Below are 14,233 nucleotides of genomic sequence, written 5' to 3' on the forward strand. Positions count from 1 at the left end.
CTCCGGGCGGGTGTCTTCCTCTGAGAAGTGGGCTTCGCGAACTTCTCAGAGGAAGGCACCCGCCCGGAGGCGGCCCTCTCGACCGTTTCGATATGCGGGGGCTGATTCTTTTTTATGTAATGGGGACCTTGCTTACGCTGCCTTAGAAGCCGTGCATCTAACTATGGTCAGCCAAGATTGCATTGCCGGGGCGGGGGGGGGGGGGGGGGGGGGGGGGGGGGGGGGGGGGGGGGGGGGGGGGGGGCGCCCCCCACCCCCCCCCCCCCCCCGGCCCCGTCCTCGTCCGTGAACTTTTCCGCTGGGCGAGCCATAGACACCACGCACCGATGCGGTAAAGCGGCGGCTTGAAATTGGTGCTATATTCAACTTGAGTTGTTTAATACTAGTACGGGAGGCTGATATGGGGCTGTTCAAGAAGAAAAACCCGCAGGATGCCTTTGATCCCGATGTGTTTACCATCACGGATACGATTTTGGACCCACCGCGGTTTACACTTTTGCCGGCTATCTACCAGGACGCCACGCGCCGCAAGTGGGCCGTGCATCAGCGCGGCGGCGAGCCGAAGATTTTTGACTATGCGGACGTGCTGCAGTGCGAGATTGTCGAGACCGGAAATCCCGAGGATGTGCCGGAGCTTAGCAATCGCGAACTAGCTCAGCAGATTTTGATTAATCCAGCTCAGGCTACCAAAAACAACGCTGCCAAGCGTAATATGTGCCTTGGTATGGGTGTCATCGTTGCCGTGCAAACCGGCGAGGATGAGATTTCGAAGCTTGAGATTCCGGTGACCGCGGGCGAAGTCAAGCGAGACTCCGGCCTATATCGGTCGTATCGGAACGTTGCGGAGCAGATCAAAGAAGCCTTCGACGCCATGGGGCGTCCGGAGCAATGATGCCCGCAGCATCAAGCGGTTGAGGAGCCTTGCCCATGTCGAGTGAACCATATGCGATTCCGCCCAAAGATCGCGCCTTTGAGGGCATTCTTTGGTATATCAAACATTATGACCTGCAGGGTGGTGACCGGCTGCCCGCCGAGCGTGTGCTCTGTGAAGAGCTGGGCGTGTCACGCACGGCGTTGCGCGCTGCGATCACGCGTCTGATTTCGTGCGGAACTTTGGAAAGCCGCCGCGGTTCGGGCACCTATGTGTGTCCTCCCAAACCGCTGAACATCTTTCAGGAAACATGGAACTATACGCAGGCGGTGGAGAGGGTTGGCTCAAAGTCGACCGCGCGCCTGGTTTGGTCCAAGGTCGTGTACGCCGATATCGATTTGGCCCAAAAAGCCCAGATCGACCTGGGCACGCCGCTCTTCTGCATTCGACGTGTGCGCGTGGTTAATGGTTCCCCGGCGTCGATTGAGACGGCTCACGTCAACCTGTCTTTGTGCCCCTCGCTTCCCGATCACGATTTTGAGCAGGAAAGCCTCTACGACGTTTTGCTTAAAGAGGGGAATGTCCATGTGGCGCACGGCAAGGAGTATATTTCCATCAGCCGTCTGAACGCCGACGAGGCCAAGTTGCTGGGTGCCCAGGAGGGCACGCCGGTGTTTTACAAAGCTTCGCACGAGCGTGACGAGAACGATGGCTTTGTCGAGTATTGCAAGTCCGTGATTCTGCCGACCAAGTATCGTTTTGCCGATAACGGGGAGGCGGACGGCGTTGCGACGAAGGTGGGTGTCGAATGGCTGATGCAGTAGAAGACTTGCCGGTTTACAAGCAAATTCGCCGCTGCATTGCGGAGCGAATTGAGCGCGGCGACTACCCGACGGGCTCGATGATTCCGTCCGAAAACGAGCTGGCCGAGGAGTTTGGCACGACGCGCCTGACAATCCGAAGCGCCATGGACGAGCTGGTCAAAAGTGGCCAGATTCGTCGGGTACAGGGCAAGGGCGCCTTTGTAGGACACAAGTGGTTTGACGAGCACGAACGCAAGGGCGGCTTCCGTCAGTCGGTTCTGGCGTCGGGTGCGACGCCGTCGGTGCGTATCCTGGCGCGCTCCAAACGCTACGCCGGCCCGTATTACGCCGACCTGTTTGACATCGCCGAGGACGATCTGCTTTACTCGGTGCGCCGTCTCAACTGCATTGATGGTGAGCCCGTATCGATCGAGATGACGCTGATTCCGTGTCTGCTGTTTCCGGGCATCGAAGACGTGGACATTTCGGTCTTCAGCCTGTTCGAGACCTATGACATGTTGGGGCGCAAGCCGGACAAGTCGATTGAGAAACTCGATATTGAAGCGCTGGGCGCACGCGATGCGAGTTTGCTCAATCTTGAGCCGGGCGATCTGGCGCTCGTACTGGAATGCCTGACCTATGACTCGAGTGGGCAGCCGATTGAGCATGCCAAGTCTTTTAACCGCGGCGATGCCGGCGGATATACCTACAACTATTAGCGTCTAGAGCATCCTCGTGCACGGCGGGGTGCTCATTTTTTACGGACATGTGTCGCATGACCGATGAGCGGCAAAAACTGACCGTCTACCGAGATGGGAGGACGAAATCAAAAAATCGGTATTAAAAACGGCTAACCTGTAATCGTTCACTGGTATTAAGAACCTTTGAATTGTTGAGCTTGGGGCCAAGATGTCCACAAGGTTAAGCGGCGCGACGGGGCGGCAAGCCCGGCCAGTCCGTGCGACAATTCGAACTGCTCGTGAAAGGAGCGGGAATGAAGGAGACCGAGAAGATCGAGATCATGCACTTCGACCAGGAGGGCTACCTCGAGGACGGCAGGAACGTCTACGAGGCCGGCAAGAAGATGACCGCCCTGGCCGACCGCGTGCACGAGGAGGGCTACGACGCCGTCTTCCTGATGGGCGTCGGCGGCACCTGGGACGAGTTCATGCAGCTCGAGTACCTCATGAACAAGTTCGGCGACCGCGACCTCGAGGTCTACCTGATCCACGCCGCCGAGTGGAACGTCATGGGCCACAAGCGCATGACCGACAAATCCGTTGTGCTGACCGCCTCCGAGTCCGGCACCACCCCCGAGGTGCTCGAGGCCGTCGGCAAGATGAGGGAGATGGGCGTGCGCGTCTTCGCCATGACCAACCCCGAGGGCAAGATCGGGCAGGCCGTGGGCGCCGAGAACTGCGTCATGATGGCCTCCGACCATGGCTCCGGCGGCTGCGAGAAGGGCTACTACCTCGCCGACTGCTTCGGCCTGCGCCTGCTCAACCGCCGCGGCTGCTTCCCCAAGTTCGACCTGTTCATCGAGCAGACGAAGGACGTCTGGAAGGACTTGCTCGACATCCGCAAGCGCTTCGAGCCGCGCGCCGAAGAGATCGCCAGGAAGTACGCGCTGGCCGACTACACCATGTTCATCGGCTCGGGGGCCCTCTGGGGCGAGACCATCCTGTACTCCATGTGCCTGCTCGAGGAGATGCAGTGGAAGCGCATCCGCCACATCACCTCGCACGACTTCTTCCACGGCACGCTCGAGCTGCTCGAGCCCGGCGTCCCGGTGTTCCTGTTCATGGGCGAGGACGAGTGCCGCGCCCTCGACGAGCGCGTCCGCGCCTTCCTCACCAGCGGCGTGACCGGCGACGAGGACTACGTCATCATCGACACCGCCGAGTACGCGATCCCGGGCCTGGACGACGACTTCCGCGTCATCGTGTCGCCGTGGATCCTGTCCGTGCTGACCACCGACCGCCTCGCGCGCAACTACGAGCTGGTCACCAAGCACAACCTCAAGTACCGCCGCTACTACCACCAGTTCGACTACTAATTCTATTTGGGGGAAACCGCAATGAGGCAATACATCTTTGCCAGCCACGCGCATTTTGCGACCGGCATCAAGGAGAGCACCGAGCTACTCTCGGGCGCGCGCGATAACGTCCACGATCTGTCGATGTTTGTCGACGGCCGCACCGACGTCGCCGAGGAGGCCGCCAAGCTCCTGGCGACTATCGATCCCGCCGACGATGTGATCGTGTGCACCGACCTGTTTGGCGGCAGCGTCAACAACGAGTTCACCAAGATCGTCCAGACGCGCCCCAACACCTACCTGATTGCCAACATGAATCTGCCGCTGCTGATCCAGCTGCTCTTCTCGGACCAGGAGGCTCCCGCCGACCAGGTTATCCGCGAGATCCTCGCGGCTGACGACACGCGCGTCAAGTTTGTCAACGACCTGCTGACCGATGCGGATGACGAGGAAGAGTTCTAGTCACCGCCTGCTAATAATGGGGCCGGGTTTCCGGCATGAGACCTTTGGGGGTCAATCATGATTCAATTGGTTCGCGTCGACCATCGTCTGCTTCATGGCCAGGTGGCCGTCTCTTGGGTCCAGGGCCTGGGCGCCGACTGCATCTTCTGCGTTGGCGACAAGGTTGCCAACGATCCCGTCTGGAAGACCACGCTCAAGATGGGAAAGCCGGCCAACGCCAAGCTCGTCATCAAGGACATGGAGCACGCCATCGAGGCTATCAACTCCGGTGTCACCGATAAGTACAAGATGATCATCTGCGTCGCCAGCATCGCCGAGGCCAAGCAGCTTGTCGAAGGCTGCCCGCAGATTACCTCCATCAACCTGGGCAACACCAAGTCCAAGGATGAGCAGCGTCCCGATGCCCGTAAGATCTCCCGTCAGATCTTTGTGACCGCTGCCGAGGAAGAGGACATTCGCGAGCTCGTCGGCCGCGGAATCGAGGTCGAGATTCGCGCTCTGGCCGACGACCCCAAGGTCGATGCTCTAAGCGCCCTCTAATTGGGAACTACGGGGCGGCGCGTACGGCGCCGCCCTGCCCGTGGGCGTACCGGATAAACGCTTTACCCGGTACCCCATCTACCGTTCACCGGGAGTACCTGCCCGTTGAGCGATTGGTATTAAATAGTTTTCGCATGACTATATAATTGGTATTAAATCATTTGCACCGGTTTAGGTGTTAACAGCACACCGGTACAAGCTGGATCTGTCTGGACGATTGTCGGCATGGGAAAGGGCGCGCTGACAAGTCGGGAATCGCCGCGCGGATCCAAGAGGGATCAAAGGGAGGAACAATGCTTGTTCAAGCGATCCTTATCGGACTTATCGCTGCCTTCGGTAAGCTCGATTATCAGCTCGGTACGCTCTATGCGTTCCGCCCGATCGTTCTGTGCCCGCTCGTCGGCATAGTCCTCGGGGACCTGCAGTCCGGCCTCGCCATCGGTGCGAGCCTCGAGCTGCTCTTCATGGGCTCAATCTCCATCGGCGCTTACGTGCCGCCCGATGAGTGTATTGGCGGTGTGCTCGCCTGCGCCTTCGCTATTCAGCTGGGTCAGAGCACCGAGGCCGCTATCGCGCTCGCGATGCCCATCGCCACTCTGTGCCTGGCCATTAAGAACGTCGTCAACGCCGGTATGCCCCTTCTGGTCGACCGTGCCGACGTCTTTGCCAGCAAGGGTAACCTCAAGGGTATCTACGCTATGCACTGGATTATCGGTCTCGTGATTGTCGTCCTGGCCTTTATCCTGTGCTCGGTCTCCTTCTATCTGGGTGCCGACGCCGTTCAGGGCCTGCTCGACTTCATCCCGACGTTCGTCCTCGATGGCTTTGGCGTCGCAGCCAACATCCTGCCTGCCATGGGCTTCGCCATGCTCGGCCGTCTGGTGCTTACCAAGCAGCTCGTGCCGTTCTACTTCCTGGGCTTCCTGCTGTGCTCCTATGCCAACGTGCCCGTCCTCGGCGTCGCCCTGATCGCAATCATCATCGGCATCGACAAGTACGACCTGCTGGGCCTTGGTGGCGCCCAGTCCCAGCTTTCTGTGGAAGGGGATGAGGACGATGACTTCTAATTCCGAGAACCAGATTACTCGCTCCGACCTCATTAAGAGCGCCGTGAACACCGGCGCCCTGGGCATGGAATTCTCCTGGACCTACTACAAGCAGATGAACATTGCCTTCTGCCTGATGGTCGCCAACATGCTCAAGAAGATCTATGCCGGCCGTCCCGATGATTACGCCGAGGCCTTGCACCGTCACAGCGCATTCTTCAACATCACCCCGCAGCTCGCTCCCTTCGTGGGTGGCATCGCGATGGCCATGGAGGAGAAAGTCGCTCGTGGCGAGGTTGAGCCCGAGAGCGTCAACGACATCAAGGCCGCCCTCATGGGTCCGCTTTCCGGCCTGGGTGACTCCTTCTTCCTGTCCACCCTGCGCGTCGTCGCCGCTGCCGTGGGCATCAGCCTGTGCCAGGCCGGCAACGTTTTTGGCCCCATCGCCTTCCTGCTCGTCTACAACATCCCGGCGTTCCTGATTCGTATCTTTGGCGCTATCAAGGGTTATGAGCTAGGCATTGGCTTCCTCGACGAGGCTCAGAAGACCGGCCTGATGCAAAAGATCATGGCCTGCGTCGGCATTGTCGGCGTCATGGTCGTCGGCGCCATGAGCAAGGACATGTTCTGGGCTTCGTTGCCTGTCGCTATCGGTCAGGGCGACACCGCCCAGACTCTCCAGGACATCCTGGACGGTATCATGCCCGGTATGCTCGGCATGGCCGCCTTCTGGCTCTACTATTGGCTGCTCTCCAAGAAGATCAACCCGATGGTCCTGATCCTCTGCACCATGGTCGTGGGCATCATCGGCGCTTACTTTGGCGTGCTTGCCTAATATGTTCGAATCGCGCTTCCATCGCGTCTAACGGTTGCGTCGATCTTTGGGGGCTTGTCGCATCTGCGGCGGCCCCCTGTTTTTTAAAACTCCGTACGAAAGGGGAGGGCTATGGTCGTACCCGAGCTTTCGCTCATGAACATCAACCATCGTTACTACAGCATCGAGACGTTTTTTAAGGCTGCAGGTGAGGCCGGCTATCGCAATATCGAGCTGTGGACCGGCTCGATGCACCTGTATGTGGATTGCCATGAGCACGATTCGGTGGATAAGATTCGCGATCTTGCCGCCCAATACGGTATCAAGATCGTGTGCGTGTGCCCCGAGCAGAACAACCCCAAGCCGTGGAACGTCGCGGTGCGCGGTGAGGCGGGCCAAAAACGCATCCTCTCGTACTTTAAGAATGTGATCGACGTAGCCGTTGAATTAGGCGCGCCGCAGATTCTGGTGACGAGTGGTTGGGCCTATCTGGACGAGCCGGCTGAGGACGCCTGGGCCCGCAGCGTTGCCATGCTGCGCTCGGTGTGCGACTACGCCGATACGCGCGGTATTCGCGTCGCGCTCGAGGCCCTGCAGCCGTCGGAGTCCGTGTTGGTCAACACCGCACAGGATGTCGTGCGCATCCTCGAGGCGGTCGATCGTCCCAACCTGAAGGCCTGTATCGACTTTGGCGCCATGGAAGTTGCCGGCGACACGATCGACGGCTACTTTGAGGTTTTGGGCGAAAAGATCGTTCACACCCACTTTGTAGATGTGGGCGGCGGCACGACGCATCTTGCCTGGGGCGACGGCGAGCGTGATATGCGTGCCGACCTCGAGGCACTCATGCGCCACGGCTATACGGGCTATGTCTCGGCCGAGACGTGTGATGGCCGCTACTATCAGGATCCGTCCAAGGCGACGACTCAGGTTATCGAGATGTATCGCCGTGTGACAGCGGAGATGGAAGCCGAATAACTAAACTGCGCGGTTGCGCTGGAAACGCTTGGGCGGGTCTGGCGCAACGCTTTTATAGCTGGCGAGTTGTGGGGAGCCCGTTGGCAGTAGCGCTCGAAATAGACAACTATTGGCGTTGTAATACCACTCGGGCGAGGAAACCGACCGTTCGCCGCAAATCTCCGTGAGTTTGGATTGGTATTAAATAACAAGCAATCGTATGGCTATAATTGGTATCAGCAAGAAGCGCGATGTATAGAATTGCGCACATGTGATGGGAGGACACACATGAAGGAGACCGAGAAGATCGAGATCATGCACTTCGACCAGGAGGGCTACCTCGAGGACGGCAGGAACGTCTACGAGGCCGGCAAGCGGATGACCGCCCTGGCCGACCGCGTGCACGAGGAGGGCTACGACGCCGTCTTCCTGATGGGCGTCGGCGGCACCTGGGACGAGTTCATGCAGCTCGAGTACCTCATGAACAAGTTCGGCGACCGCGACCTCGAGGTCTACCTGATCCACGCCGCCGAGTGGAACGTCATGGGCCACAAGCGCATGACCGACAAGTCCGTCGTGCTGACCGCCTCCGAGTCCGGCACCACCCCCGAGGTGCTCGAGGCCATCGGCAAGATGAAGGATATGGGCGTGCGCGTCTTCGCCATGACCAACCCCGAGGGCAAGATCGGGCAGGCCGTGGGCGCCGAGAACTGCGTCATGATGGCCTCCGACCATGGCTCCGGCGGCTGCGAGAAGGGCTACTACCTCGCCGACTGCTTCGGCCTGCGCCTGCTCAACCGCCGCGGCTGCTTCCCCAAGTTCGACCTGTTCATCGAGCAGACGAAGGACGTCTGGAAGGACTTGCTCGACATCCGCAAGCGCTTCGAGCCGCGCGCCGAGGAGATCGCCAGGAAGTACGCGCTGGCCGACTACACCATGTTCATCGGCTCGGGGGCCCTCTGGGGCGAGACCATCCTGTACTCCATGTGCCTGCTCGAGGAGATGCAGTGGAAGCGCATCCGCCACATCACCTCGCACGACTTCTTCCACGGCACGCTCGAGCTGCTCGAGCCCGGCGTCCCGGTGTTCCTGTTCATGGGCGAGGACGAGTGCCGCGCCCTCGACGAGCGCGTCCGCGCCTTCCTCACCAGCGGCGTGACCGGCGACGAGGACTACGTCATCATCGACACCGCCGAGTACGCGATCCCGGGCCTGGACGACGACTTCCGCGTCATCGTGTCGCCGTGGATCCTGTCCGTGCTGACCACCGACCGCCTCTCGCGCAACTACGAGCTGGTCACCAAGCACAACCTCAAGTACCGCCGCTACTACCACCAGTTCGACTACTAAGAGCTGGTCACGGGTCCGATATCTTGGCTGGTTGATATCTCAACCCTGCACAAGGGCGTCCGCAATTGCACGGGCGCCCTTTTTGCGTTGTAACAAGAGACCGCTGCTAATCGCTTGCCCTATGTTTCCAAATGAATACGCTGTGAGCCGAGGGGGACGGTTCTCCCCGCAAGCACTCTAGTATGCTAAAGTACCCAGAAGACCGGCGGAGCTATGCCGGTCTTTCGTTCTATATGAAACGCAGTATGAGGAGGCTCACCAGATGACGGCCACACCGTGGGGATTCCGGGACATATTGCCCGAGGAGGCTCAGGCACGCGAGGAGATCGCGTATACGGTGAAGGGCTGCTTAAGGGAGCATCATTACCTTCCGGTCGAGACGCCGCTGCTCGAGGACAAGGGTTCGCTCGAGGAGGGCGGCCGCATTGCGGACACGCCGTTTAAGCTCTTTGATGACGACGGCCGCCTGCTGGTGGTCCGTCCCGACAACACGCTGCCGATCGTGCGCCTGGTTTCGACCCGCATGCGTGCGGCCGATCTACCCCTGCGCCTTCGCTACGAGGCGCCGGTGGTTCGCGAGTGCCAGCGCAATGCCGGTGGCTCGCGTCAGTTTACGCAGCTGGGCTTTGAGCTTATCGGTGCGGGCGATACCGCGGGCGATGTAGAGATTGTTTCGCTGGTGGCCGAGGCCGTGCGTAAGCTGGCGCTTCCCGATGCTCGTATTATCGCAGGTAGCGTGCGTCCTTTTAAGGAGCTGCTCGCGGCGTGCGAGGATCGCGAGCTGGCAGCCGAGGCCCTGCGCTGCGTGCATGCCAACGACTTTGTGGGCCTAGATGCCCGCGTGGCTGCCAGCACCGAGTCTGATGCCGTCAAGGCCGCCATTAGCGAACTGCCGCGCCTGCACGGTGGTGCCGAGGTGCTCGACCGCGTGGACGCGCTGCTGGAGGCCGCCGGTATCGCCGCGCCGCCGACGCGCGAGCTGCGTGCCTTGGTCGAGGGCTTGGCTCCCGAGGACGCCCAGGTGCTGTCGTTCGATTTCTCCATCATGAACTCTTTCGATTACTACACGGGCCTGGTCTTTAAGGCCTATGCCGGTGGCTTGCCCGATCCGGTCGGTTCGGGCGGACGCTACGACTCCATCTTTACCGGCGCATTTGGCGACGGCATCGAGGTGCCGGCGGCGGGCTTCGCCTTTTCGCTCGAGCGTTTGGAGGCCGCTCGTACCTCGGCAGAGGACACCGCTTCCGACGGCGATCACGCCGCGGGCCGTGGCGCCGAGGGTCCGCTGCGCATTGCCGTGCCCAAGGGCTCGCTTAAGGCAGACACGCTCGACGTGCTCGAGGCCGCGGGCCTGGACGTCTCTGAGTTGCGTGACCCCGGCCGTCACCTGATTGTGCGCGGTCGCGACACGCGTGCCGGTGAGGGCACGGTCGGCGATATCGAGTTTGTTATCGTGCGACCCAGCGATGCGCCCGCCTTTGTGGGCTGCGGTGGCGCCGATTGCGGCATCTGCGGCTGGGACTCGCTCATCGAGGCCGACCTCAACCTGCTGCAGCTGGTCGATTTGGGCTACGGCCTGTGCACCTTTATCGAGGCGGAGCCCGCGTGGCGCGCCGGTCAGGCCGAGCGCAACTATGCCCGCCGCGGTTCGCTTCGCGTGGCTACCAAATATCCGCGCATCGCGAGTGCCTGGTATGCCGAGCGCGGTGTGAACGCCGATATCGTTTCGCTGCACGGCAACATCGAGCTGGGCCCCATTGTCGGCATGACCGATCGCATCGTGGATATTACCGCCACGGGTGCCACGCTGCGCGACAACGATTTGGTCATCACCGGCCGCATTATGGACTGCACGGCGCGCTTTTTTGTCAACCCGGGTGCCGCTCGCTTAGATCCGCGCGTACGCAATCTGGCAGATCGCTTGGCGGCGGCCGTTAAGGACAAGCATTTTGAGCCCGTTGCGGGCTCGGCACAATAGCGCGAGCACGCACGGGCGCCCCAACGTCTGGGCTGCGGGCCGATGGGCGCCGCCGCCCGGCCTCTCGTTTTTCGAACACAACCTCGACCGATAGGGGATACCGATATGAAGACTATCAAGCTTGCTCCCGGTGAGCGTCTCGTTACCAACCAGCTCAACCGTAAGGGCGTGCTGCCGCAAAACATCGTCGACGCCGCCCGCGATATCGTGGCCAACGTGCGTGCCAACGGCGATGCCGCGGTGCGCGACTACTGTCGGCGTTTTGACGGTGTTGAGCTGCAGAGCTTCCGTCTGCCGCAAGAGCAGATCGATGCCGCGCTCGAGGGCCTCGACCCGGCCTTTGTCGCGGCGCTCGAGAAGGCTGCGCGCCAGATTCGCGAGTTCCACCAGCGCGAGGTCGAGCAGAGCTGGTTTACCACGCGTGCAGATGGCACCATGCTCGGCGTTAAGGTGACCCCGCTTGCGGCGGCCGGCATCTACGTGCCGGGCGGTCGCGCGCAGTATCCCTCCACGGTGCTCATGAATGCCATTCCCGCCAAGGTGGCCGGCGTTGAGCGCGTGGTCATGGTGACCCCGCCGCAAAAGGACGGCCTGATCAGTCCCTACACGCTCGCGGCGGCAAAGCTTGGCGGCGTGGACGAGATCTATATGGTGGGCGGCGCTCAGGCCGTGGCCGCGCTGGCGTACGGTACCGAGACCATTCCTCGCGTCGACAAAATCACCGGTCCGGGCAACGCCTTTGTTGCCGCGGCCAAGCAGATTGTCTCGGGCGACGTGGGTATCGATATGGTCGCCGGCCCCTCCGAGGTCTGCGTGCTTGCAGATGCCACGGCCAAGCCCATGGTGGTCGCGGCCGACCTGATGGCCCAGGCCGAGCACGATCCGCTAGCAGCCTGCTATCTGGTGACCTGCGACGAGCAGTTTGCGCGCGAGGTCGAGGCGGGTATCGACATTTTAGTGGCACGGTCCCCGCGTGCCGAGATCACGCGCGCCTCGCTCGACAACGAGGGCACCATCGTGGTGGCCGCCGATATGGCTGCTGCCGTCGAGGCGGTGAACACCGTGGCGCCCGAGCACCTGGAGCTGCACTGCAAGGATGCGATGGGCCTGCTCGGCGGCATTCGCAACGCCGGCGCCATCTTTGTGGGCGCTTGGAGCTCCGAGCCGCTTGGCGATTATGTTGCCGGCCCCAACCACACGCTGCCGACCGGCGGCACGGCCATGTTCTCCAACCCGCTTTCGGTCGAAGAATTCGTCAAGCGCTCGAGCGTCATTTGCTATACGCCCGAGGGCCTGCTCTCCGACGCTCCCGCCACACAACGTCTAGCCGAGGCCGAGGGCCTGTGGGCACACGCGCTTTCGGCCGCACTGCGTCGCCGTGTGCTGGAGCAGGGCGAGGGTGCCGTGAGTGCTGAGTCTCTGGCCGCGGCCGACCTGACCAAGGTCGCCTGGCCGGGCGACGCCGTGGCGACGGTCGCCGAGGGTGTGGACCTAGCGGCTGCAAGTGCGGATGGCGCTGGCGCGACCGGCGAGGAGGCCTAATATGGCCGAGCTGACGTCTCGCATGAAGGAACTCGTCCAGCCCTACTTGGCTGGCATTGAGCCCTACAATCCCAACTTTACGCCCACGCGCATCAACCTTTCGGCCAACGAGAACACCTATCCCGTGCCGGCTGGCGTGCGCGAGGCGGTCGACGCCGCCCTGGCTGCCACGCCGCTCAACCGCTACCCCGACCCCATGTCCAACGATCTGCGCGACGAGCTTGCTGCCTGGCATGGTGTGGCGCGCGAGAATGTCTGCGTGGGCAACGGCGGCGACGAGCTGCTCTATAACTACCTGCTGGCGTTTGGCGGTGCGGGGCGGACCCTGCTCAACTGCCCGCCGTGTTTTAGCGAGTATGCGTTCTTTGCGTCGCTCTGTCAGACCGAGGTGCGCGACGTGTGGCGCGACCCGGCGACCTTTGAGCTCGACCAGGCTGCCGTGCTCGCGGCGGCGCCCGAGTGCAACCTGGCCATAGTGACCTCGCCCAATAACCCCACGGGTGACGTGGCACCGCTCGACTTTGTCGCGGCCCTGTGCGATGCGTGCCCCGGCATGGTGATGGTCGACGAGGCCTACGTGGAGTTCGCCGACGCTTCGTTTGGCGCGGCCACCACAGCGCAGGGACTTATCGCCGAGCATCCCAACCTGGTGATCCTGCATACGCTGTCCAAGGCGTTTGGCGCCGCCGGCACGCGTCTGGGCTATGTGATTGCGGCGCCCGAGGTCATCGACGTGTTCGCGGCGATTCGCCAGATCTATTCGGTCAACGTGCTGAGCCAGGCGGCGGCGCTTGCCTGCGTGCGCGCCCGCGATGCGTATGCTCCCGTGGTGGCACAGGTCGCATCCGAGCGCGAGCGCGAACTGTGTGCCCTGCGCGCAATGGCTGCCGGGGGTCTGCCCGTGGAGGCATGGCCGAGTGCGGCGAACTTTGTGCTCGTGCGCACGCCGCATGCTACGCGCGTGCGTGAGCGCCTGCGCGACGAGTATTCGATTTTGGTGCGCGACTTTAGCTACGCGCCGGGGCTTGCGGACTGTCTGCGCATTACCGTGGGCACCCCGCAGGAAAACGATGAGGTGCTGGCTGCGTTTGCCGCGCTGGTGAAGGAGGAGATGTAGATGAGCCGTTATGCCGAGGTGACCCGCAAGACGGGGGAGACCGACATTGTTGTCAAACTCGACCTAGACGGATGCGGCGTGTGCGATATCTCGACCGGCGTGCCGTTTTTCGACCACATGCTCAACGCCTTTGGCCGCCATGGCCTGTTTGATTTGACGGTGCATGCAGTAGGCGACGTGGAGGTCGACGCGCACCATACCGTCGAGGACACGGGCATTGTGCTGGGTGAGGCGTTTTGCCAAGCGCTGGGCGACAAGGCGGGTATTACGCGCTTTGCAGACGCGGCGATTGCCATGGACGAGACGCTCGTGATGGCCGCCGTGGACATTTCGGGTCGCGGCCAGGCCTACTGCGAGCTGCCCGTGCCGACCGAACGTGTGGGCAGCTTCGATACCGAGCTGGCCGTCGAGTTCTTCTATGCCTTTGCGCGCGATGCCAAGCTCACGCTGCACGTGCGCGAGCTCGCAGGCGGCAACTCGCATCACATTATCGAGGCCGCCTTTAAGGCCGTGGGCCGCACGATGCGCCACGCCTGCGAGCTCGATCCCCGCGTGCAGGGCATCCCCAGCACCAAGGGCTCGCTGTAGCCTGCCAAAAAGGGACAGGTTTATTTTGGCAGGTTTTATCTGCGGAAATGCTGTCTCATACGGTGGGTGAACGTTTAACCGACCAAAATAAACCTGTCCCTTTTTGGCAGGTTTTGAATGGGAAAAAGGA

General features: G+C 61.6%; 14 protein-coding genes. All 14 read left to right on the forward strand.

Translation table 11 applies throughout. The features are described 5' to 3' along the window. Positions 1-400 precede the first annotated feature (400 nt). The 14 genes from ACTQXI_RS00085 to hisB all read left to right on the forward strand — a co-directional run bounded on the left by ACTQXI_RS00085 (position 401) and on the right by hisB (position 14,103). Complete coding sequence (locus tag ACTQXI_RS00085) at positions 401-892, forward strand: hypothetical protein (protein WP_441015930.1); 492 nt, start codon at positions 401-403, stop codon at positions 890-892. A 35-nt stretch (positions 893-927) separates the two neighbouring features. Beyond that, positions 928-1,695, forward strand: a complete 768-nt coding sequence (locus tag ACTQXI_RS00090; RefSeq protein WP_154515124.1) for a GntR family transcriptional regulator — start codon at positions 928-930, stop codon at positions 1,693-1,695. Beyond that, positions 1,680-2,393, forward strand: coding sequence for a GntR family transcriptional regulator (locus tag ACTQXI_RS00095; protein WP_154515122.1), 714 nt, complete (start codon positions 1,680-1,682; stop codon positions 2,391-2,393). Before ACTQXI_RS00090 ends, ACTQXI_RS00095 begins: the two co-directional genes overlap by 16 nt. A 275-nt stretch (positions 2,394-2,668) precedes the next feature. Continuing rightward, the gene (locus ACTQXI_RS00100) at positions 2,669-3,730 is read left to right on the forward strand and encodes an SIS domain-containing protein (RefSeq protein WP_441548104.1); all 1,062 of its coding nucleotides are present in this window, start codon (positions 2,669-2,671) and stop codon (positions 3,728-3,730) included. Between the two features lie 21 nt (positions 3,731-3,751). Beyond that, complete coding sequence (locus ACTQXI_RS00105; protein ID WP_154515120.1) at positions 3,752-4,171, forward strand: PTS sugar transporter subunit IIA; 420 nt, start codon at positions 3,752-3,754, stop codon at positions 4,169-4,171. A gap of 57 nt (positions 4,172-4,228) precedes the next feature. Continuing rightward, positions 4,229-4,711, forward strand: a complete 483-nt coding sequence (locus tag ACTQXI_RS00110; RefSeq protein WP_441049353.1) for a PTS sugar transporter subunit IIB — start codon at positions 4,229-4,231, stop codon at positions 4,709-4,711. A 293-nt stretch (positions 4,712-5,004) separates the two neighbouring features. Next, on the forward strand, positions 5,005-5,778 hold the full coding sequence (locus ACTQXI_RS00115; RefSeq protein ID WP_006235882.1) for a PTS mannose/fructose/sorbose/N-acetylgalactosamine transporter subunit IIC: 774 nt from the start codon (positions 5,005-5,007) through the stop codon (positions 5,776-5,778). Further along, positions 5,759-6,592 carry a PTS system mannose/fructose/sorbose family transporter subunit IID gene (locus ACTQXI_RS00120; protein WP_441547540.1) on the forward strand — a complete coding sequence of 278 codons (834 nt, stop codon included), beginning with the start codon at positions 5,759-5,761 and terminating at the stop codon, positions 6,590-6,592. Before ACTQXI_RS00115 ends, ACTQXI_RS00120 begins: the two co-directional genes overlap by 20 nt. Positions 6,593-6,703: 111 nt before the next feature. Next, a complete protein-coding gene (locus ACTQXI_RS00125) occupies positions 6,704-7,549 on the forward strand; it encodes a sugar phosphate isomerase/epimerase family protein (protein WP_215675173.1) in 846 nt (281 codons plus the stop codon). A gap of 267 nt (positions 7,550-7,816) precedes the next feature. Next, complete coding sequence (locus tag ACTQXI_RS00130) at positions 7,817-8,878, forward strand: SIS domain-containing protein (protein WP_441548105.1); 1,062 nt, start codon at positions 7,817-7,819, stop codon at positions 8,876-8,878. Positions 8,879-9,140: 262 nt separating this feature from the next. Next, a complete protein-coding gene (gene hisG, locus ACTQXI_RS00135; RefSeq protein WP_441068747.1) occupies positions 9,141-10,856 on the forward strand; it encodes an ATP phosphoribosyltransferase in 1,716 nt (571 codons plus the stop codon). A 105-nt stretch (positions 10,857-10,961) separates the two neighbouring features. Further along, the gene (gene hisD, locus ACTQXI_RS00140) at positions 10,962-12,398 is read left to right on the forward strand and encodes a histidinol dehydrogenase (RefSeq protein ID WP_441548106.1); all 1,437 of its coding nucleotides are present in this window, start codon (positions 10,962-10,964) and stop codon (positions 12,396-12,398) included. Position 12,399: 1 nt separating this feature from the next. After that, entirely contained in the window at positions 12,400-13,515 is a 1,116-nt protein-coding gene (hisC, locus tag ACTQXI_RS00145; RefSeq protein ID WP_441548107.1) for a histidinol-phosphate transaminase, read from the forward strand. Next, positions 13,516-14,103, forward strand: coding sequence for an imidazoleglycerol-phosphate dehydratase HisB (gene hisB, locus ACTQXI_RS00150; protein ID WP_427795451.1), 588 nt, complete (start codon positions 13,516-13,518; stop codon positions 14,101-14,103). Positions 14,104-14,233 lie beyond the last annotated feature (130 nt).

It is taken from the genome of Collinsella sp. LCP19S3_C9 (assembly GCF_052121575.1).
Lineage (GTDB): Bacteria > Actinomycetota > Coriobacteriia > Coriobacteriales > Coriobacteriaceae > Collinsella.

Excerpts from the sequence above, each read along its gene's own strand:
- ACTQXI_RS00085 (WP_441015930.1), top strand. The coding sequence starts at position 401 with ATGGGGCTGTTCAAGAAGAAAAACCCGCAGGATGCCTTTGATCCCGAT.
- ACTQXI_RS00090 (WP_154515124.1), top strand. The coding sequence starts at position 928 with ATGTCGAGTGAACCATATGCGATTCCGCCCAAAGATCGCGCCTTTGAG.
- ACTQXI_RS00095 (WP_154515122.1), top strand. The coding sequence starts at position 1,680 with ATGGCTGATGCAGTAGAAGACTTGCCGGTTTACAAGCAAATTCGCCGC.
- ACTQXI_RS00100 (WP_441548104.1), top strand. The coding sequence starts at position 2,669 with ATGAAGGAGACCGAGAAGATCGAGATCATGCACTTCGACCAGGAGGGC.
- ACTQXI_RS00105 (WP_154515120.1), top strand. The coding sequence starts at position 3,752 with ATGAGGCAATACATCTTTGCCAGCCACGCGCATTTTGCGACCGGCATC.
- ACTQXI_RS00110 (WP_441049353.1), top strand. The coding sequence starts at position 4,229 with ATGATTCAATTGGTTCGCGTCGACCATCGTCTGCTTCATGGCCAGGTG.
- ACTQXI_RS00115 (WP_006235882.1), top strand. The coding sequence starts at position 5,005 with ATGCTTGTTCAAGCGATCCTTATCGGACTTATCGCTGCCTTCGGTAAG.
- ACTQXI_RS00120 (WP_441547540.1), top strand. The coding sequence starts at position 5,759 with ATGAGGACGATGACTTCTAATTCCGAGAACCAGATTACTCGCTCCGAC.
- ACTQXI_RS00125 (WP_215675173.1), top strand. The coding sequence starts at position 6,704 with ATGGTCGTACCCGAGCTTTCGCTCATGAACATCAACCATCGTTACTAC.
- ACTQXI_RS00130 (WP_441548105.1), top strand. The coding sequence starts at position 7,817 with ATGAAGGAGACCGAGAAGATCGAGATCATGCACTTCGACCAGGAGGGC.
- hisG (WP_441068747.1), top strand. The coding sequence starts at position 9,141 with ATGACGGCCACACCGTGGGGATTCCGGGACATATTGCCCGAGGAGGCT.
- hisD (WP_441548106.1), top strand. The coding sequence starts at position 10,962 with ATGAAGACTATCAAGCTTGCTCCCGGTGAGCGTCTCGTTACCAACCAG.
- hisC (WP_441548107.1), top strand. The coding sequence starts at position 12,400 with ATGGCCGAGCTGACGTCTCGCATGAAGGAACTCGTCCAGCCCTACTTG.
- hisB (WP_427795451.1), top strand. The coding sequence starts at position 13,516 with ATGAGCCGTTATGCCGAGGTGACCCGCAAGACGGGGGAGACCGACATT.